The following is a 17,220-nucleotide window of genomic DNA, read 5'->3' as shown; positions in this document are numbered from 1 at the left end:
TTCGTTTTCAATTACGCTGGCAACCGTACCCCGTCCCGTCGACTGGAGCTTCAGTGACCCCACACCCGCGTGTCCCGCTCGTGCTCGTCAGCGGGCTCGCCGCCGAAGACAACGACGAGCTCGCCGAACTGCTGCGCCGCGCCGGCCCCGGCGTCGCCGTGGTCCACCACGACCTGCGGCAGATCGGCAGCGGCATCGTCCGCAGGCGGATCCGCCTCGGCCCCCGCGACCAGCTCACCGCACTGGAGCTCGCCCACGGCTGCGTGAACTGCACGCTGCGCGAAGACCTCCTGCCGCTGCTTCGCCGGCTCGCCCGGCTGCCGGAGGTGGACAGGATCGTGCTGCGCCTCGACGAGGCCATGGAGCCCGAGCCGGTGAGCTGGGCGATCGCCAACGTGCTCGTCGGTGACCGGCCCGTGAGCGACGACGTCGAGATCGAGGCCGTGTTCACCACCGTCGACCGCGCGGCCTGGCTCGCCGACGCGTCCGGCGACGAGCTGCTCCTGGAACGCGGCCTGCTGGGCAGCCCCGAGGACGAGCGCAGCGTCGCGCAGGTCGCGCTCGCGCAGGTGGAGTTCGCCGACGTGCTGGTGCTCGCGGGCGAAGTGCCCGATGCGTGGTGCGCCGCAAAAACCGCGGCTGTGCTCGACCGCGTCGCGCCGTCGGTCCCGCGCGTCGTGCTGAAGGGCGCGAACGCCGCGTTGCTTTTCGCCGCCGTGCCCGCGAAATCGCGGCGCGGCGAGGTGATCGACCTGCACGGCGCGCTCCTGCGGGGCCAGCCGCCGCTGCACGCCGACTGCGGGATCGAGGTGCTCACCTTCACCTCGCAGCGGCCGTTCCACCCCGAGCGCCTGCACGAGGCGATCGACACGCTGCTGGGCGGCGTGATCCGCACCCGCGGCCGCGCGTGGGTCGCGAGCCAGCCCGACATCGCGTTCTGGCTCGAGTCGGCGGGCGGCGGCCTCGCGATCGGGCACGCCGGGCCGTGGCTCGCCTCGCCCGACGGCCCGGACTGGGCCGAGGTCTCCCCCGAACGCCGCACGCTCGCGTCGCTGCGCTGGCACCCGGTGCACGGCGACCGCGCACAGGAGCTCGTCGTGGTCACGGATCTGGTGGCACCGAAGGAAATCGAGGACGCGCTGCACGCCGCGCTGCTCACCGACGCCGAGCTGGCCGAAGGAGAAGCTGCCTGGCGCAGTTACCCCGACCCGTTCGGCGAGTGGCACGAAGACCCGTGCGAGGCCATCGAAACCGACGACGAAGACGAAGAGCGGCACGTCAACGCCGCGAACCGAAAGGAAGAACCGCAGTGAAACCCGGCATCCACCCCGACTACCACCCCGTGGTGTTCCGCGACTCGTCCACGGGCGACGCGTTCCTCACCCGCTCCACCGCCACGTCCGAGCGGACGATCGAGTGGAGCGACGGCAACACCTACCCGCTCGTGGTCGTGGACATCAGCTCGTGGTCGCACCCGTTCTGGACCGGCAACCAGCGGATCGTCGACTCCGCGGGCCAGGTCGAGAAGTTCCACCGCCGTTACGGCCGTCGCGAGAAGGGCGGTGCGCGCTGATGGCCGTGCCGAAGCGGAAGAAGTCCCGCAGCAACACCCGCGCGCGCCGCGCGCAGTGGAAGGCCGCGGTGCCCGACCTGGTGCCGATCACGGTCGACGGCGAGCGCAAGCTTGTGCCGCGCCGCCTGATCAAGCACTTCCAGCGGCTCGACCGGTGAGCGTGCCCGTCACCGTCCTGTCGGGGTTCCTCGGCGCGGGCAAGACGACGCTGCTCAACCACATCCTCGCCAACCGCGAAGGCCTGCGGGTGGCGGTGATCGTGAACGACATGAGCGAGGTCAACATCGACGCCGCGCTCGTGCGTGACAGCGTCTCCCGCACCGAGGAGCGCCTGGTCGAGCTGACCAACGGGTGCATCTGCTGCACCCTGCGCGAAGACCTGCTCGACGAGGTCGCGCGCCTGACGGCGGAGGGGCGATTCGACCACCTGCTCATCGAGTCGAGCGGGATCTCCGAGCCGATGCCGGTCGCCGCCACGTTCTCCTTCCCCGGCGACGACGGCAGCCCGGCGCTCTCCGGCGCCCGGCTGGACACGATGGTGACCGTGGTCGACGCCGTGAACTTCGGCCGTGAGCTGGCCGGTGGCGATTCCCTGGCCGAGCGCCGCCTCGACCAGTACGACGGCGATGAGCGCACGGTCAGCGACCTGCTCGTGGACCAGGTCGAGTTCGCCGACGTGCTGCTGCTGAACAAAACCGACCTCGTCTCCCCCGCCGAGGCCGACCGCCTGGTGGCGGCGCTGCGCCGGCTCAACCCGGGCGCCGACGTGGTGACGGCGGAGTTCGGCCGGGTGCCGCTCGGGCGGGTGGTCGGCACCGGTCGTCACGACCCGCTGCGGGCGCAGCAGGCCCCGGGCTGGGTCGCGGAGCTCAACGGCGACCACGTGCCGGAGACGGAGGAGTACGGCATCTCCAGCGTCGTGTTCCGCGCCACCCGGGCGTTCGACCCGGCACCACTGTGGGACTTCGTCACGACCCGCCTCGACTCGGGCGAGTTCGGCACGGTGTTGCGCTCCAAGGGGTTCTTCACGCTCGCGTCGCGACCGGGTGTGCTCGGCCTGTGGTCGCAGGCGGGCTCGGTGGCGCGGTTCGAACCACAGGGGGTGACCGACGCGCCGCGGCAGGAGCTGGTCTTCATCGGCGTCGGGCTCGCCGGCGGTCCACTGCTGGCCGCGCTCGAGGCGTGCCTCACCGACGAGCCGGTGACGGCGGATCCCTTCCCCGCCTGGGAGCCCATGCACGTCCACTGAGGACAGACGCACCGAAGGCCGCGCGACCCGGATCACACCGGGCGCGCGGCCTTCGTGTTCCCGGGAGTTCCTTGATCGTTCACCTGGCCGCGTGATCATGCGGATCAGGCTCGGTCCACGCCGGACACACCACGTCTGAACTGGGCGATTCGTTGGGGTTAGGGGTGTTTCGCGAAGGTTGATCAATCCAGGTTTATCAGTCTAGGTTGACTAATATGCCGGATCGGATCACCAAAGATCTCGTCGAGGCCGCCGCCGACCTGAGGATCGCGCTCGGGCGGCTGGTGCGCCGGATGCGGCAGGGTTACGTGGCGGGCGAGGCCACGCTCTCGGAGAGCTCCGTGCTCTCGCGGCTCGACCGCGACGGGCCCTCCACGCCCGGCTACCTGGCCGAGCAGGAGCGGGTGAAGCCGCAGGCCATGGGCGCGACCCTGGCCGGGCTCGTCGAACGCGGGCTCGTGAGCCGAAGCCCCGACGCCGCCGACGGCCGCCGCGTCCTGATGTCCGTGACCGCGACCGGCCGCAAGCTCCTGACCGACCGGCGCTCGCTGAGCACCCAACGCGTCGCCCAAGCCCTGGCCGGCGGCTTCACCGCCGAGGAACGCCACCGACTTCTCGAGGTGATCCCGCTGCTCGAACGCCTGGCAGACCAACTGTGACAACCACAACCACCAACCGCGGAGACCGCTACAAGTGGGTCGCCCTCTCCAACACCACCCTCGGCGTGCTCATGTCGGCCCTCGACGGGTCGATCGTGATCATCTCGCTGCCCGCGATCTTCCGCGGCATCGGGCTCGATCCGCTCGCGCCGGGCAACATCGGCTACCTGCTCTGGATGATCCTGGGCTACCTGCTGGTGTCGGCGGTGCTCGTGGTCACGCTCGGGCGACTCGGCGACATGTTCGGCCGCGTGAAGATGTACAACGTCGGGTTCGTGATCTTCAGCGTCGCGTCGGTGGCGCTGTCGTTCGACCCGTTCCACGGCGGGCAGGGCGCGCTGTGGCTGATCGGCTGGCGCATCATCCAAGCCGTCGGCGGGTCCATGCTCACGGCCAACTCCGCCGCGATCCTCACCGACGCGTTCCCGCGTGAACAACGCGGCATGGCACTCGGCATCAACCAGATCACCGCGCTGGCCGGGCAGTTCCTCGGTCTCGTCGCGGGCGGCCTGCTCGCCGAGATCGACTGGCGCGCGGTGTTCTGGGTGAGTGTGCCCTTCGGCATCCTCGGCACGGTGTGGTCGATCCGCAGCCTGCGCGAGATCGGCAAGCCGCGCCGGGCGCGCGTCGACTGGGGCGGCAACGTCACCTTCGCCCTCGGCACCGGTGTGCTGCTCGCCGCGATCACCTACGGCATCCAGCCCTACGGCGGGGCGGCCACCGGCTGGGGCAGCCCGTGGGTGCTGGGCGGCATCGGTTCCGGAGTGCTGCTGCTCGTCGCGTTCGGCGTGATCGAGACGCGCGTGAAGGAACCGATGTTCCAGCTCTCGCTGTTCCGGATCCGGGCCTTCACCGCGGGCAACCTCGCGGTGCTGCTCACGTCGATCGCGCGCGGCGGGCTGCAGTTCATGCTGATCATCTGGCTGCAGGGCATCTGGCTGCCGCTTCACGGGTACGAGTACGAGAAAACCCCGCTGTGGGCCGGGATCTACCTGCTGCCGCTCACGGTCGGGTTCCTCATCGCCGGCCCGATGTCCGGCTACCTGTCCGACCGGTTCGGCGCGCGGCTGTTCTCCACCGGCGGGCTCGTGCTCGTCGCCGGGTCGTTCCTCGGCCTGCTGGCGCTGCCGGTCGACTTCTCCTACCCCGTGTTCGCGCTGCTGCTCGTGATCAGCGGGATCGGGCAGGGGATGTTCTCGGCGCCCAACACCTCGGCCATCATGAGCAGCGTCGCCGACCACCAGCGCGGCGTCGCGTCGGGCATGCGCTCGACGTTCCAGAACTCCGGGACCGCGCTGTCGATCGGCGTGTTCTTCTCGCTGATGATCGCGGGCCTGGCCGGCTCGCTGCCCGCCACGCTCACCGGCGGGCTGCAGGCCCACGGCGTGCCCGCCGACGTCGCGGCGAACGTCGCCCAGCTGCCGCCCGTGAGCACACTGTTCGCGGCGTTCCTCGGCAGCAACCCGATGGCGCACCTGCTCGGCCCGGGTGTCCTTTCCGGACTGTCGCCGAGCGACTCGGCGGCGCTGACCGGCAAGGAGTTCTTCCCGCAGCTCATCTCCGGCCCGTTCCACAACGGACTGGTCACGGTCTTCACGGCGGCCGCCGTGATGGCGCTCGTCGCGGGCCTCGCCTCGGTGTCGCGCGGCAAGCGCTACTTCCACCCCGACCTCGCCCCGCGCGCGGGCGAGCAACGCAGCACCCCGGACAAGGAGAACGGATGAACGACACGCTCACCGCCGGCACCGTCACGATCACCGGCCACGGCGGTGACGAGATCGAGGCGTACCTGGCGCACCCGCTCGACCCCGCTCCGCGCGGCGGCGTCGTGGTGATCCACCACATGCCCGGCTACGACCCGGCGACCAAGGAGATGGTGCGCCGCTTCGCCGCCGAGGGTTTCGCGGCGCTGTGCCCGAACCTGTACTCGCGCGAGGCGCCGGGCGCGAGCCCGGACGACGCCGCCGCGACCGTCCGCGCCAACGGCGGCGTGCCCGACGAGCGCCTCGTCGGCGACGTCGAAGGTGCGGCCGCGTACCTCAAGGCGCTGGACGGCGCCAACGGCAAGATCGGCGTGATCGGCCACTGCTCCGGCGGCCGCCAGACGTTCCTCGTCGCGTGCTCGACCCAGGTCGACGCCGCGGTGGACTGCTACGGCGCGTTCGTGGTGAACGAGCCGCCGGCCGGCATGCCCGCGTCGATGAAGCCACTGCTGGGCCTCGCGCCGCAGTTGTCGGCCCCGCTGCTCGGCATCTTCGGCGCCGACGACCAGTACCCCGCGCCCGAGGAGACCGCGAAGCTCGCCGCCGAGCTCGACCGCCTCGGCAAGGAGCACGAGTTCCACACCTACGACGGCGCCGGCCACGCGTTCTTCGCCGTCGACCGCCCGAGCTACCGGCCGGAAGCCGCCGTGGACGGCTGGGCCAAGATCCTCGACTTCTACGGCCGGCACCTCGCGGCCTGATTCCGCTTCGCAGGAAGGACGTTTCCCATGTGCACCTATCTCACCGAGAAGTTCGCCGTGGAGGGCAGCGGCAAGAGCGCGACCGGCTGGCACAGCGTCAACGAAGCCACCGTCTACGTCGACCACCCGACGCACGCCCGGTTCGCCCACACCGTGAACATCGACTTCCGCAACCCGGCGATGGGCCCGGCCGCGCGCGTCGCGCTGGAACTGACCGAAGAAGACGCGCTCGCTCTCGCCGACGCGATCCACACCGCGCTGGCCTCCGCGCCGGCCGGGCTGGCCTCGCGTAACCAGTAACCCCGGCCGCGGCTACCCGGGTGTGCAGGTCATGCCTCGACCTGCACGCCCGGGTCAAGGTCGCGGGCCTTGCGGAAATCCACGATCCGCCGCCACGCCAGATGCGGGTGCGCCGCCATCTGCCGGCGCGCGAGGGCGAGGTGGTGGAATTCCCTGGAGAGCTGGTCCTGGTCGAGGTCGTTGCCGAAGACTTCCAGGAGCGTGGCGCAGAACAGGGTGAAGCAGGCCGCGTTCCAGCGAAGGGCGTCGGTCTCGTTCACCGATCCCTCCGCTGATTCTTCGACAAGGTCCACGGCGATGCGGGCGAGCTCGAGTGGGCCCCCCGTGTCAGGGATGGCGAGCAGCCGAGCGGTGAGTGCTACATGCTCGGGCGTTGTGTCGAGGGTGGTGGTGAGCGCGGTCAGCGCGTGGATCTTGCTGGAGAGATCCCTTCGCACCAACGTCTCGGTCACGGTCGCGAGGCTCGGCTGGTGGACCGTTGCCGCCACGTCGACCATTTCGACGGCGTACCGCCGCAGGTCTCGGGGCAGTCCGCCGGACAGGCAGTGACAGAGGTAGCAGAACTGCTCCGTGATCCCCTCTACCCGCGATGCCATCCAACGCCTGCTCTCGTCGAGCGTGAAGTGGTCCAGCCGCACCATTTCGGAAAACGCGCTGTCGAACGCGTCGCGAATCCCCAACCCGCGCTGCTCGAAGTTCAGTACGGCGTCGTCCGACACCGACACGAAGAACAGGCAGCCTGACACACCGAAGACGCCCTTGATGTCGTTGATGAACTGGTGGGCTTTCTCCGGCTCGCCGATCTTGTCCAGCTCGTCGATGGCGATCACCATGCGCTCGATCAGGCCGGCCTTCCGCAACGCGCGTGACGTTTCGGCGGCGAAGGATCGCAGCGTCTCGACGACTTCCGGGTGCGTGAGCTGCTGCTCGGCCCGCTGCGTCGACCAGGTCCGGCCGGCCTCGCCCTTCAACGGCAGGCTCAGCTTGCCCGACCAGCCCGTGGTGTACGTCTGAAGAAATCTTGTCTGAGCCAGCTGACGCACAGCAGCGCTGCGCAATTCGAAGAGGTCGCGGTGACGTCGGCGTATCCCGGAACGGGTGAGTAGGTCGAACGGCGCGAGCACCAATGCAAGCGTGAGTCTCCACGCGACCAGGGCAATCAGTGCCAAGGTGATGATGTGAGCTGTCGGCTGAGATTCCCACAGCACACCGGCGGACACAGGCAGGTCCGCGACCGCGGTGGTGAGCAGAGCTGCGATCTCCACCGGGAATCTGGACAACGGCGCGCCCCACAACAGGACGGCGGCGCCGAGAGCGAAACCCGCGAAGAGGAGGAACCTCAGCAGCCTGGCGGCACCCTGACGCAGCACCGCCCCGATGCTGCGTTTGCTGAGCGGCCAGAATGGCAGCAGCGCCTCATTGGTCTTGTCGATCACCGTCCGGCACAGCAGCGCATGCAGATGCAGGACGAAGTCCCGGGCCTCGTAGTTGGCAGGAGCGGACGCCATGACTACGAGCGGTGGCTCGCCGGCGGTGGTCAACCGACCATGGCGCATGGCTTCGATTGCCGTCGTCTTGCCGACTCCTCGCGATCCGGCGAGCGCCACCGCCCCCGAATCCGTCCGCTCGATGATCCGCCGGAGCCGTTCTGCCCCGGCGGTCATCAAGGTCTCCGCGCTCTCAGCTTCACGGAGGCCAGACACGCCGTTGAGAACGAGAGCGGTGCCATGGCGGCGCGAACGGTGAACTCGGGCGTAGTCCAGGACGGCCGGCACAACGACCTCAGCCAATAGGTAACCACCGCGGTCACCGATTCGCAGAAGGTCGGGATGTGGCTCGGTCTGATGTGACGGTCGCGGGATCGCGAGTACGTCCGGTACTCGCCGCGCCAACATCCGGGTCGACAGCGCGGCAACCGCACAGAACCCCACGATCGCGAACACGTGCATCGGCAACGACAGCAGGGGCCAAGCGGCCCGCATCAAGGAAATGTAGCCGACTCCGAGTATCGCTGTAATCGCGAGCCAGAAGTACTGGCCGCCGCGCAAAGACGCCAGCGGCGAGGTCACCGACAACTGGTGCTTGCCCGCACTGACCGACCGATCTTGCTCGATTCGAATCCGAGTCAGGAGTGCATCATCGGCAACCAACTGCGCATGAACTTCCTGGCGCGGTACCTCTTCACCAGCCAAGGCCGCAACGACTTTTTTGTCGGCGAGGGCTTCGTCGAGCAGCATGAGAAGAGCGAGCCTGGCCGTCCAGGCATCGAAGTCGTCGAAGTCGACGCTCCGCAGGGATTCCGTGACTTCGTCGTCCGGCTGCATTTCGCGCGCCGACGCAGCCATGCTCCGTCGGACTGTCAATGTCACAAAGCCGGACGCGGCGCAACACCCGACACCCAGACCGAGCATCGGGATGGACGCGAACCCCAGCGTGTCCTGCAGCGTCACGATCAGGATGAGGGAAAGTCCACCCGCCGTGAGGACACGCAGCGTCGATCTGCGTGCAGGCACGAAGCCCAGGCGCGGTCCCTGCTCGGAGTGATCTGTTAGAGAGGGCGTCGGCACCGCACCAGTTTGCACCCAAAACCCGGTTTGGCGGGTTCGATTTCGGACATCCGGGCCAGCCGGTCAGGGCGTGTAGAGCGCGCCGAGGAACTCCAGCAGCAGCCGTTCCCGCAGCGGTTCCGCCGCTGTCGCCAGCAGTGCGTTGATCGGTGCCATCCGCTCGGGCAGGCCGGCGTCGCCGACGAGGCCGGCCGCGGCGAGCAGGCCCGCGAACTGCTCCGCCGTCAGGGTTTCCGGGTCCAGGGCCGCCACGAACGCGGCCACGTCCGGGTCCACCGACGTCGGACCGGCTTCGCGTGCCGAGGCGACCGAGGCGGTCAGGTCCGCGAGGAACTCTGCCTCGCTGCCGTGGTTCGCGGCCGTGATCGTGAGGTGCAGGTTCAGCGGCGAGTCGCCGTGGGCGAACTGCGGCTGTACGTACCAGCCGCGCACCTTCATCTCGTCCGCGACCGTGAACAGGTCGAACCCATCGTCGGCCGTGCCGGTCGTGGCGAAGGCGATCAGCGTCGAGTCCGGGTCGCCCAGGATCCGCAGGCCCGGCAGGGTCTCGACCCCCGCGCGGATCCGGGTCACGGCCTCGCGGGTCACCTCCGCGAGGCGCAAGTAGCCGTCCTCGCCGAGGTGGTTCACCACGGCCCACGCGGCCGCGAGCGGGCCGCCGGAGCGGGTGCTCTGCAGCGTCGGGTTCAGCATCGTGTAGCCCGGCCAGGCCGCGCTGGCGAAGTAGTGCGTGCGCCGCAGCTCGGCGTTCGCGTGCAGGAGCACCGAGACGCCCTTCGCGCAGTAGGCGTACTTGTGCAGGTCCACCGAGATGCTCGTGACGCCTGGCACGCGGAAGTCGAACGGCGGCACGTCCGCGCCCAGCTTCGCGAAGTACGGCAGCACCCAGCCGCCGATGCACGCGTCCACGTGCATCCGCACACCGCGAGCGGCCGCGGCGGCCGCGATCTCCGGGATCGGGTCGACCACGCCGTGGGCGTAGGAAGGCGCGCTCGCCACGACGAGCACGGTGGACTCGTCGATCGCCGCGGCCATGGCGTCCGGCACCGCGCGGAAGGTCTTCGCGTCGACCGGCACCACGATCTTGCGCAGCCCGAACAGGTGCGCCGCCTTGTGGAAAGCCGCGTGCGCGGTGTCGGGCAGCACGATGCTCGGCGCGGAGATGTCCGGCCGGGCGTCGCGCGCGGCCAGCACCGCGAGCAGGCACGACTCGGTGCCGCCGGACGTCACCGTGCCGACCGTTTCCGCGGTTGCGCCCAGGAGCCCCGCCGCGCGCCCGACAAGGTCGTTCTCCAGGCGCAGCAGGCTCGGGAACGCCGTGGGGTCCAGGCCGTTGGCCGACGACGCGAGCGCGTGCGCGGCCGCCGCGATCTCGTCCACTTCGGACAGACCGCTGTCGTAGACGTAGGCGAGCGTGTGCCCGCCATGCGTCGGCAGGTCGCCCGCGCGCAGCGCCCGCAGCTCGGCCAGGACGTCGGTCACCGCTGCGGCTCCACCGGCCGCGGCTCGAGCACCTTGCGGCGCAGGAGCGGGATCGCCAGCGCGATGAGCACCGCCGGCAACACCGAGGAGCCCACGGTGATGGCCGTGATCGCCGAGGACGGCTGCGCGGTCGTCGCGTCGGTGCTCGACACGTAACCGCCGGCCTGCAGCACCAGCCCGAACAGGCCCGGTCCGAGCGCCAGCCCCAGCGTCTCCGACGCCGTCCACACGCCGGCCGTGATGCCCGCGCGGGTCTCGCCGGTGCGTTCCTCTTCGGCGCTGATGAGGTCGGGCAGGATCGCCAGCGGGAACACGGAGATCCCGGCGTACCCGATGCCCGACAGCGCGACGAACACCATCGTCACCGCGAACGGGATGTCCTTGGCGAACAGCATCCCGAGCAGGCCGACGGTGAACGAGACCGTCGCGATGCGGAAGCCCACGAGCTTGCCCCAGCGGTGCCCCAGCCGCGGCCACAGCGGCATCGTGATCAGCGCCGGGCCGACGAAGCCCACGAACAGCACCGTGCGGTAGCTCGGGTCGCCCAGCACGTGCTCGGCAAAGTATGGGATGGCGGCGAGCACCGTGCCGATGCCCAGCGCCTGGATGAAGTACGAGCCCATCAGCCAGCAGAACGGGCGCCACTGCGCGATCGTGCGGATCAGCTGCTTGAAGCTCACGGCGTTGGGCCGCAGCGAACCGACGGGCGCGCCGCGCAGACCGAAGTAGACGCCCAGGGTGGCGAGCAGGATGATCACGGCCATCACGAGGCCCATCACCCGGTAGCCGGCCACGCCTTCGAGGATGTCGGTGATCGCCGGGGCGGCGCCGCCGGACACGAGGATCGCCACGGCCAGCACGCCGATGCGCACGCTGGTGAGCTTCGTGCGTTCCTCGGCCGAGTCCGTGAGCTCGGCCGGCAGCGCGTTGAACGGCACCTGGAAGAACGCGTACGCGGTGGCACACAGGAAGAACACGATCACCACGTAGGTCGCGTCGATCGCCGGCTTGCCGAAGCCCGGGTGCGCGAACAACGCGAAAAACAGGATCGCGACGCCGACGCCGCCGCCCAGCAGGAACCGCCGCCGGCTGCCGGTCCGCACGAGGTCCGCGTCGGACAGCCGGCCCGCGATCGGGTTGAACACCACGTCCCACGCCTTCGGCACGAACACGATCACGCCGGCCGCCGCGGCGGGCACCGCCATCGTGTCCGTGAGGTAAGGCAGGAGCAGCAAGCCCGGCACGGTGCCGAAAGAGCCGGTGACGAACGAGCCGAGCGAGTAACGGAAACGCGTCCGGCGGGGCAGCGGCGCCAAGGGTCCTCCTCGAGGGCGGTCCGACGAACGCAATACCTAGTGGATCTTCGCCGTTCCCCGGTAGTGGTCGGAGGGAATCGTGCCACCGTCGTAATGCACCGCGAGTACCGGGCCGACCTCGCCCCGTGCCCTGCTCACGACAGGGCTTCGGCCACCTTCGCCAGCGACCCCGCGTCGCCGCGCAGCAGCAGCGTCGTGACCACAGTGTCCTCCCAGGCAGCGAGCTCCTCGCGGATCTTCGCGGCCGGGCCGACGAGCGAGGTGTCCTCCACGAGCGACGTCGGGATCGCGGCGACGGCCTCGTCCTTGCGCCCGGCGAGGTAGAGCTCCTGCACCTTGTCGGCCACCTCCTCGTAACCCAGGCGTGCGAACACGTCGTGGTGGAAGTTCACGGCCTTGGCGCCCATGCCGCCGATGTACAACGCGAGCGCCGGCTTGATCCAGCTCGCCGCCTCCTCCACGTCGTCGTGGACGATCACCGGCACCGACGCGGGCACCTCGAAGTCCTCGGGCTTGCGCCGGGCACCCGGCCGGGCGAACCCCTCGGCGAGCGCGGCCCGGTAGAACGCGTCGGCCTTGGGCGAGAAGAACAGCGGCAGCCAGCCGTCGCAGATCTCCGCCGACAGCGCGACGTTCTTGGGGCCTTCGGCTGCGAGGTAGATCGGGAGGTCGGCGCGCAGCGGGTGCACGGTCGGCTTGAGCGCCTTGCCCAGCCCCGCTCCGCCTTGCAGCGGCAGCTGGTAGAACTGCCCGTCGAGCGTCACGGGTGCCTCGCGCGCCAGCACCTGGCGGATGATCGCCACGTACTCGCGGGTGCGGGCCAGCGGCTTCGGGTACGGCTGGCCGTACCAGCCCTCCACCACCTGTGGGCCCGACGCACCGAGCCCGAGCACGAACCGGCCGCCGGAGAGGTGGTCGAGCGTCAGCGCTGTCATCGCGGTGGCGGTGGGCGTGCGCGCGGACATCTGCACGATGTTGGTGCCGAGCTTCACGCGGCTGGTCGACGCACCGGCCCAGGCGAGCGGGGTGAACGCGTCGGAGCCGTAGGCCTCCGCCGACCACACCGAGTCGAACCCGAGGCGCTCGGCCTCGACCACCGCCTCCAGCGCGCCCGGCGTCGGGCCGCTCCCCCAGTACCCGAGGTGGTAACCCAGCTTCATGCGGCCCTCCGTGCTTCAGATGTTCGGCGAGTAGTGCTCCGGCTTGCCGCGTTCCCCCACGGGCGGCAGGTTCCTCCGTGGAGTCTCGACCACGGGCACGCTCGCGGCCACCTCACCCCTCGCCCGGCGCCGGCCGGCGCGCGCCCGCGGGTGGTAGCGGCGGTCGTGCGGGACGAGCGAGAACACGGCGTTGATCGCGCGCCCGGCGAAGCGGTGCCGGCGTTCGTCGCGGGCGGTCCAGGTGAAGCCGAGCAGATCGCGGATCTCCGGGTCGTAGAGCCCGACCGTGAGCCAGACGAACTGCCGCGCGATCACCATCGAGACCGGCCGCCACAGCAGGTCGGGCAGCCACGCCAGGTTCGGCGGTTTCGCGATGCCGCGCAGATCCAGAACGTCGCGCGTGGCCTTGTTGTCCTCCAGGACCTCGGCGCACATGTGCTTCCAGTACCGCCGGAAGTCCTCCCAGGACTCGGGGACCGGCCGCATCGTCATGTCGTACATCCGCCACCAGCTCACGTGTTCGTCGAACAGCTTGCGCTTCTCCTCTTCGCCGATGCCGCCCATGAAGTGGTCGGCGATGAGGATCGTGCTGACGAAGAACGTGGCGTGGGCCCAGTAGAACGTGTCCGGGTCGAGCGCGTGGTAGCGGCGGCCTTTCGCGTCAACGCCCTTGATGCGGTCGTGGTACCCGCGCACCTCGAGCGCGGTCCGGTGGGCGAGCGGGCCGTCGTAGACCACGCCGCCGATCGGGTAGAGCGAGCGGAACAGCCGTTGCCAGCGTTCCTCGAAGAACCGCGAGTGCTGCTCGACGCCGGCGCCGAGACCCGGGTGCATGTTCTGCATCGACCCGGCCCACAGGGCGATCAGCAGCCCCCGCCAGTCGCCGAAGTAGCGCCACGTGAGCGAGTCCGGTCCCAGCGGTTCGGGCTCCTCCCCCGGCATGGCGGCTCCTGCGGTCGGGTCGATGAACTGACTACGCCTGTTGTCAGGTTAGGATGTGACAACGGGCGTAGTCAACTACGGGAGTGGATATGCCGGGCCGCACGTGGGCGGGCACGACGCTGGACGATCGGAAGGCGGCGCGGCGGGACCAGCTGGTCGCCGCGGGCCTCGACCTGCTCGGCACCGAGGGCTCCGCGGCCGTCAGCGTGCGCGCGGTCTGCCGCCAGGCCCACCTGACCGAGCGCTACTTCTACGAGAGCTTCGCCGACCGCGAGGAGCTCGTCGCGGCCGTGTACGAGCACGTCGGCGAGCGGGCGCGCCAGGCTTTGGTCGACGCGATCCGCGACGCACCCGATCCGCGGCAGCGGGCGGAACGCGCGGTGCGGGCGTTCGTGGCCCTCCTGGTCGACGACCCGCGCCAGGGGCGGGTGCTGTTGCTGGCGCCGCTGACCGATCCCGCGCTGACGCGCCGCGGCCTGCACCTGTTGCCGGCGTTCGCGGCGCTCGTCGGCGAACAGCTCTCGCACGGCGACGAGACCGACCGGCAGCTGGTGTCGATCGGGCTGGTCGGCGCGCTGAGCAACGTGTTCATCGCCTACCTCGACGGCACGCTGCGGGTGAGCCGGGAACGGCTCGTCGCGCACTGCGTCCGGCTGGTGCTCGGAGCGGACGAGTTCGATCACTGAGCTCACTGAGCTCAACGTGCCGGGGCGCGTTCCGCCCGCAGCCGCAACGCGATGTCGATGATCATGTCCTCCTGGCCGCCGACGTAGCGCTCCGCGCCGACGCGGTACAGGATCTCGTGCACCGGCACGCCGTAGCGTTCCGCCGCGCGCTCGGCGTGCAGCAGGAAACTCGAGTACACGCCGGCGAAGCCCTGCACGATCGACGAGCGGTCCATCACCGGCAGCCGGGTCAGGTACTTCTTCACGACGTTCTCGGCCGCGGCCATCAGCACGTCCTTGTCGACGCCGGTCGGAACGCCGAGGCGTTCGAACGTCGCCGCGAGCACCTCCGTCGGCGAGTTCCCCGCGCCCGCGCCGAGGGCGGCGAGCGAACCGTCGATCTGCCGCGCGCCGGCGCGGTAGGCGAGCACGGAGTTGGCGACGCCGAAGCTGAGGTTCTGGTGACCGTGGTAGCCGACCTGCGCGTCGTCGCCCAGCTCCGCGACGAGCGCGGCGACGCGAACGGCGGCTTCTTCGAGGATGAGCGCGCCGGCGGAATCGACCACGTAGACGCACTGGCAGCCGGCGTCGGCCATGATCCGCGCCTGCTTCGCGAGATCCTCGGGCGCCGCCATGTGCGCCAGCATCAGGAATCCCACGGTTTCCAGACCGAGGTCGCGGGCCGCGCCGAAGTGCTGCACGGAAACGTCGGCTTCGGTGCAGTGTGTGGCGATGCGGGCGGCCCCGGCGCCGAGGTCCGCGGCGACGCGCAGGTCGGTGACGGTGCCGAGCCCGGGCAGCAGGAGCACGGCGATCTTGGCGCGGTTCGCCTCGTCGACGGCGGCGGCGATCAGCTCGCGTTCGTCGGTGAGGGAGAAGCCGTAGGTGAAGGTCGAACCACCGAGCCCGTCGCCGTGGGTCACCTCGATGAGCGAGATCCCGGCGTCGTCGAGCGCGCGGACGGTGTCGCGCACCTGGCGTTCGGTGAAGCGGTGGGCCATGGCGTGGCTGCCGTCGCGCAGGGTGGTGTCGACCAGTCGCACCGGCGCGTTCTCCGCCGGCTGGTTCCGGATGGGCGCGCTCATGCCGACACCAGCTCCGCGGCCACCAGGTCGCCGACACGGGCCGCGGCGGCCGTCATGATGTCGAGGTTGCCGGCGTAGGTCGGCAGGTAGTCGCCGTTGCCCGCCACTTCGAGGAACACGCCGACTCGCGCGACGCCGTTCCACTCGGGACGCGGCGGGTCGAACTGCGGATCGGCTTTGAGTGTGTAGCCGGGCACGTACCGGCGGACCTCGGCGACCATGCGGTGGATCGAGTCGGTGATCGCCGCGAAGTCCGCGTCGGCGCCGACCGCGCAGAACACGGTGTCGCGCATGATCATGGGCGGGTCCATCGGGTTGATGACGATGATCGCCTTGCCCTTCGCAGCGCCGCCGACCTCTTCGAGGCCCCGTGCGGTGGTTTCGGTGAACTCGTCGATGTTCGCGCGCGTGCCCGGGCCGGCCGAGCGCGAGGACACGGACGCGACGATCTCCGCGTACGGCACCGGAGTCACGCGGGCGACGGCGTGCACGATGGGGATCGTCGCCTGGCCGCCGCAGGTGATGAGGTTGAGGTCCGGCACGTCGAGCCGGTCCGGCGGCGTCACCGCGGGGCAGGTGAACGGGCCGACGGCCGCGGGCGTCAGGTCGATCGAGCGGATGCCCGCTTCGGCGTAGCGCGGCGCGTGCGCGAGGTGCGCTTTCGCCGACGTCGCCTCGAAAACGAGCTGCGGAAGCTCGGCTTGGCGCAGGAGCCAGTCGACGCCGTCCGGCGAAGTCTCCAGGCCGAGTCGCGCCGCGCGGGCGAGCCCGTCGGACGCCGGGTCGACGCCGACCATGTACCGCACGTCGATCTTCTCGCTGCGCCGCAGCTTCGCGAGCAGGTCCGTGCCGATGTTACCGGGGCCGACGATCGCGGCCGTCACCTTGCGTTCCGCCATGTTTTCCGACGGTCCTCGCCGCGACGGTGCACACTCAACCGGTGCGTACCACTGGACGGAACGGCGGCGAAGGCCTGGTCGCCTCGCGCGTCGCGGCGATCCTGGGTGCCTTCCGCCCGGGCGACGACACCGTCGGCGTGTCGGAGCTGGCGCGCCGGACGGGGCTGGCGAAGACGACCGTGCACCGCCTGACCCGCCACCTCTGCGACAACGGCCTGCTCGAACCCGACGGCACCGCGCTGCGGCTCGGGCTGCGGCTGTTCGAGATCGGCCAGCTCGCGATCCGGCGCCGTGGTCTGGTCGAGGCCGCGCGCCCGTCGCTGGCCGACCTGCGCGAGGCCACGCGCAACACCGTGCACCTCGCCGTGCTGGAGGGCACCGAGGTGGTCTACCTCGACGTGCTGCGTGGCCCGGACGCCCCGGATGTGCCGTCCCGCATCGGCGGCCGCTTCCCGGCCCACGCCACCGGCGTCGGGAAGGCCATCCTCGCGTTCTCGCCGGAACCGTTGGTGGCGCGGGTGATCGACGCCGGTCTCCCCCGCATCAGCCGGCGCACCATCACCGCACCGGGGTTGCTGCGCCGTCAGCTCGCGCGCATCCACGCCGAGGGCGTGGCGTTCGAACGAGAGGAGTCCGGCGTCGGAGTGGTCTGTGCCGCGAGTCCCCTGCTCGACGCGGCGGGTACGGCGGTCGCGGCGATCTCCATCACCGGCTGGGCGACCCGGATGCGCACGGAGCGTGTCGCCCCGGCAGTGCGCACGGTCGCGCTCGCGTTGTCACGTTCGTTTGTCCAGACCTGAGCGGTCGGAAAAATTCTTGCCGCACAACGGGTTACGTGAGGGTTAGGCCGTTCGGATGA

At 70.4% G+C, this 17,220-nt stretch carries 17 protein-coding genes; 10 read left to right on the top strand and 7 right to left on the bottom strand.

Going from position 1 to position 17,220, the window contains the following annotated elements; genetic code table 11:
• Positions 1 to 53 precede the first annotated feature (53 nt).
• From ABZU76_RS31840 to ABZU76_RS31805, 8 genes are all read left to right on the top strand, one after another.
• Positions 54 to 1,313, top strand: coding sequence for a GTP-binding protein (locus tag ABZU76_RS31840; protein WP_354875926.1), 1,260 nt, complete (start codon positions 54 to 56; stop codon positions 1,311 to 1,313).
• The gene (locus ABZU76_RS31835; RefSeq protein WP_220240908.1) at positions 1,310 to 1,573 is read left to right on the top strand and encodes a type B 50S ribosomal protein L31; all 264 of its coding nucleotides are present in this window, start codon (positions 1,310 to 1,312) and stop codon (positions 1,571 to 1,573) included. Before ABZU76_RS31840 ends, ABZU76_RS31835 begins: the two co-directional genes overlap by 4 nt.
• Positions 1,573 to 1,731, top strand: a complete 159-nt coding sequence (gene rpmF, locus ABZU76_RS31830; RefSeq protein ID WP_220240910.1) for a 50S ribosomal protein L32 — start codon at positions 1,573 to 1,575, stop codon at positions 1,729 to 1,731. The genes ABZU76_RS31835 and rpmF overlap by 1 nt, the downstream gene beginning before the upstream one ends.
• Positions 1,728 to 2,822, top strand: a complete 1,095-nt coding sequence (locus ABZU76_RS31825; protein ID WP_354875923.1) for a GTP-binding protein — start codon at positions 1,728 to 1,730, stop codon at positions 2,820 to 2,822. The genes rpmF and ABZU76_RS31825 overlap by 4 nt, the downstream gene beginning before the upstream one ends.
• A gap of 215 nt (positions 2,823 to 3,037) precedes the next feature.
• Positions 3,038 to 3,481: a MarR family transcriptional regulator gene (locus ABZU76_RS31820; RefSeq protein WP_354875921.1), complete on the top strand. Its 444-nt coding sequence runs from the start codon at positions 3,038 to 3,040 to the stop codon at positions 3,479 to 3,481.
• Positions 3,478 to 5,205, top strand: a complete 1,728-nt coding sequence (locus ABZU76_RS31815; RefSeq protein WP_354875919.1) for an MFS transporter — start codon at positions 3,478 to 3,480, stop codon at positions 5,203 to 5,205. The genes ABZU76_RS31820 and ABZU76_RS31815 overlap by 4 nt, the downstream gene beginning before the upstream one ends.
• A complete protein-coding gene (locus ABZU76_RS31810) occupies positions 5,202 to 5,945 on the top strand; it encodes a dienelactone hydrolase family protein (protein WP_354875917.1) in 744 nt (247 codons plus the stop codon). Before ABZU76_RS31815 ends, ABZU76_RS31810 begins: the two co-directional genes overlap by 4 nt.
• 27 nt (positions 5,946 to 5,972) lie before the next feature.
• Positions 5,973 to 6,245 carry a DUF6295 family protein gene (locus ABZU76_RS31805; RefSeq protein WP_220240918.1) on the top strand — a complete coding sequence of 91 codons (273 nt, stop codon included), beginning with the start codon at positions 5,973 to 5,975 and terminating at the stop codon, positions 6,243 to 6,245.
• Positions 6,246 to 6,274: 29 nt separating this feature from the next.
• Here the strand turns inward: ABZU76_RS31805 and ABZU76_RS31800 are convergent, their stop codons facing one another.
• The 5 genes from ABZU76_RS31800 to ABZU76_RS31780 form a co-directional block, all read right to left on the bottom strand.
• A complete protein-coding gene (locus ABZU76_RS31800; RefSeq protein ID WP_354875915.1) occupies positions 6,275 to 8,695 on the bottom strand; it encodes a hypothetical protein in 2,421 nt (806 codons plus the stop codon).
• A gap of 180 nt (positions 8,696 to 8,875) precedes the next feature.
• Positions 8,876 to 10,294, bottom strand: coding sequence for an aminotransferase class V-fold PLP-dependent enzyme (locus tag ABZU76_RS31795; RefSeq protein ID WP_354875913.1), 1,419 nt, complete (start codon positions 10,292 to 10,294; stop codon positions 8,876 to 8,878).
• The gene (locus ABZU76_RS31790; protein ID WP_354875912.1) at positions 10,291 to 11,610 is read right to left on the bottom strand and encodes an MFS transporter; all 1,320 of its coding nucleotides are present in this window, start codon (positions 11,608 to 11,610) and stop codon (positions 10,291 to 10,293) included. Before ABZU76_RS31790 ends, ABZU76_RS31795 begins: the two co-directional genes overlap by 4 nt.
• Positions 11,611 to 11,744: 134 nt before the next feature.
• Entirely contained in the window at positions 11,745 to 12,770 is a 1,026-nt protein-coding gene (locus ABZU76_RS31785) for an LLM class F420-dependent oxidoreductase (protein WP_354875910.1), read from the bottom strand.
• A gap of 15 nt (positions 12,771 to 12,785) precedes the next feature.
• Positions 12,786 to 13,712, bottom strand: coding sequence for an oxygenase MpaB family protein (locus ABZU76_RS31780; protein ID WP_354875908.1), 927 nt, complete (start codon positions 13,710 to 13,712; stop codon positions 12,786 to 12,788).
• Between the two features lie 89 nt (positions 13,713 to 13,801).
• Here ABZU76_RS31780 and ABZU76_RS31775 point away from each other — a divergent pair, with 89 nt between their 5' ends.
• The gene (locus ABZU76_RS31775; RefSeq protein WP_354875906.1) at positions 13,802 to 14,398 is read left to right on the top strand and encodes a TetR/AcrR family transcriptional regulator; all 597 of its coding nucleotides are present in this window, start codon (positions 13,802 to 13,804) and stop codon (positions 14,396 to 14,398) included.
• Positions 14,399 to 14,409: 11 nt separating this feature from the next.
• Here ABZU76_RS31775 and dmpG read toward each other — a convergent pair whose 3' ends face one another.
• Positions 14,410 to 15,462 (bottom strand): 4-hydroxy-2-oxovalerate aldolase, encoded by a 1,053-nt coding sequence (gene dmpG, locus ABZU76_RS31770; RefSeq protein WP_354875904.1) that lies wholly within the window; start codon positions 15,460 to 15,462, stop codon positions 14,410 to 14,412.
• Entirely contained in the window at positions 15,459 to 16,361 is a 903-nt protein-coding gene (locus tag ABZU76_RS31765; protein WP_354875902.1) for an acetaldehyde dehydrogenase (acetylating), read from the bottom strand. The genes dmpG and ABZU76_RS31765 overlap by 4 nt, the downstream gene beginning before the upstream one ends.
• A 41-nt stretch (positions 16,362 to 16,402) precedes the next feature.
• On the opposite strand from ABZU76_RS31765, the gene ABZU76_RS31760 reads away from it, so the two are divergent.
• Complete coding sequence (locus tag ABZU76_RS31760) at positions 16,403 to 17,161, top strand: IclR family transcriptional regulator (protein WP_354875900.1); 759 nt, start codon at positions 16,403 to 16,405, stop codon at positions 17,159 to 17,161.
• The last annotated feature ends 59 nt before the right edge of the window (positions 17,162 to 17,220 follow it).

Origin of the sequence: Amycolatopsis sp. NPDC005232 (assembly GCF_040607795.1) — a bacterium.
Lineage (GTDB): Bacteria > Actinomycetota > Actinomycetes > Mycobacteriales > Pseudonocardiaceae > Amycolatopsis.
Note: the sequence above shows the minus strand (reverse complement) of the source record. Positions and strands in the feature narration are given on the sequence as shown.

What these genes read in the sequence shown, in the direction of transcription:
- ABZU76_RS31780 (WP_354875908.1), bottom strand. Translation starts at nt 13,712, where the DNA reads ATGCCGGGGGAGGAGCCCGAACCGCTGGGACCGGACTCGCTCACGTGG.
- rpmF (WP_220240910.1), top strand. Translation starts at nt 1,573, where the DNA reads ATGGCCGTGCCGAAGCGGAAGAAGTCCCGCAGCAACACCCGCGCGCGC.
- dmpG (WP_354875904.1), bottom strand. Translation starts at nt 15,462, where the DNA reads ATGAGCGCGCCCATCCGGAACCAGCCGGCGGAGAACGCGCCGGTGCGA.
- ABZU76_RS31810 (WP_354875917.1), top strand. Translation starts at nt 5,202, where the DNA reads ATGAACGACACGCTCACCGCCGGCACCGTCACGATCACCGGCCACGGC.
- ABZU76_RS31785 (WP_354875910.1), bottom strand. Translation starts at nt 12,770, where the DNA reads ATGAAGCTGGGTTACCACCTCGGGTACTGGGGGAGCGGCCCGACGCCG.
- ABZU76_RS31820 (WP_354875921.1), top strand. Translation starts at nt 3,038, where the DNA reads ATGCCGGATCGGATCACCAAAGATCTCGTCGAGGCCGCCGCCGACCTG.
- ABZU76_RS31805 (WP_220240918.1), top strand. Translation starts at nt 5,973, where the DNA reads ATGTGCACCTATCTCACCGAGAAGTTCGCCGTGGAGGGCAGCGGCAAG.
- ABZU76_RS31765 (WP_354875902.1), bottom strand. Translation starts at nt 16,361, where the DNA reads ATGGCGGAACGCAAGGTGACGGCCGCGATCGTCGGCCCCGGTAACATC.
- ABZU76_RS31775 (WP_354875906.1), top strand. Translation starts at nt 13,802, where the DNA reads ATGCCGGGCCGCACGTGGGCGGGCACGACGCTGGACGATCGGAAGGCG.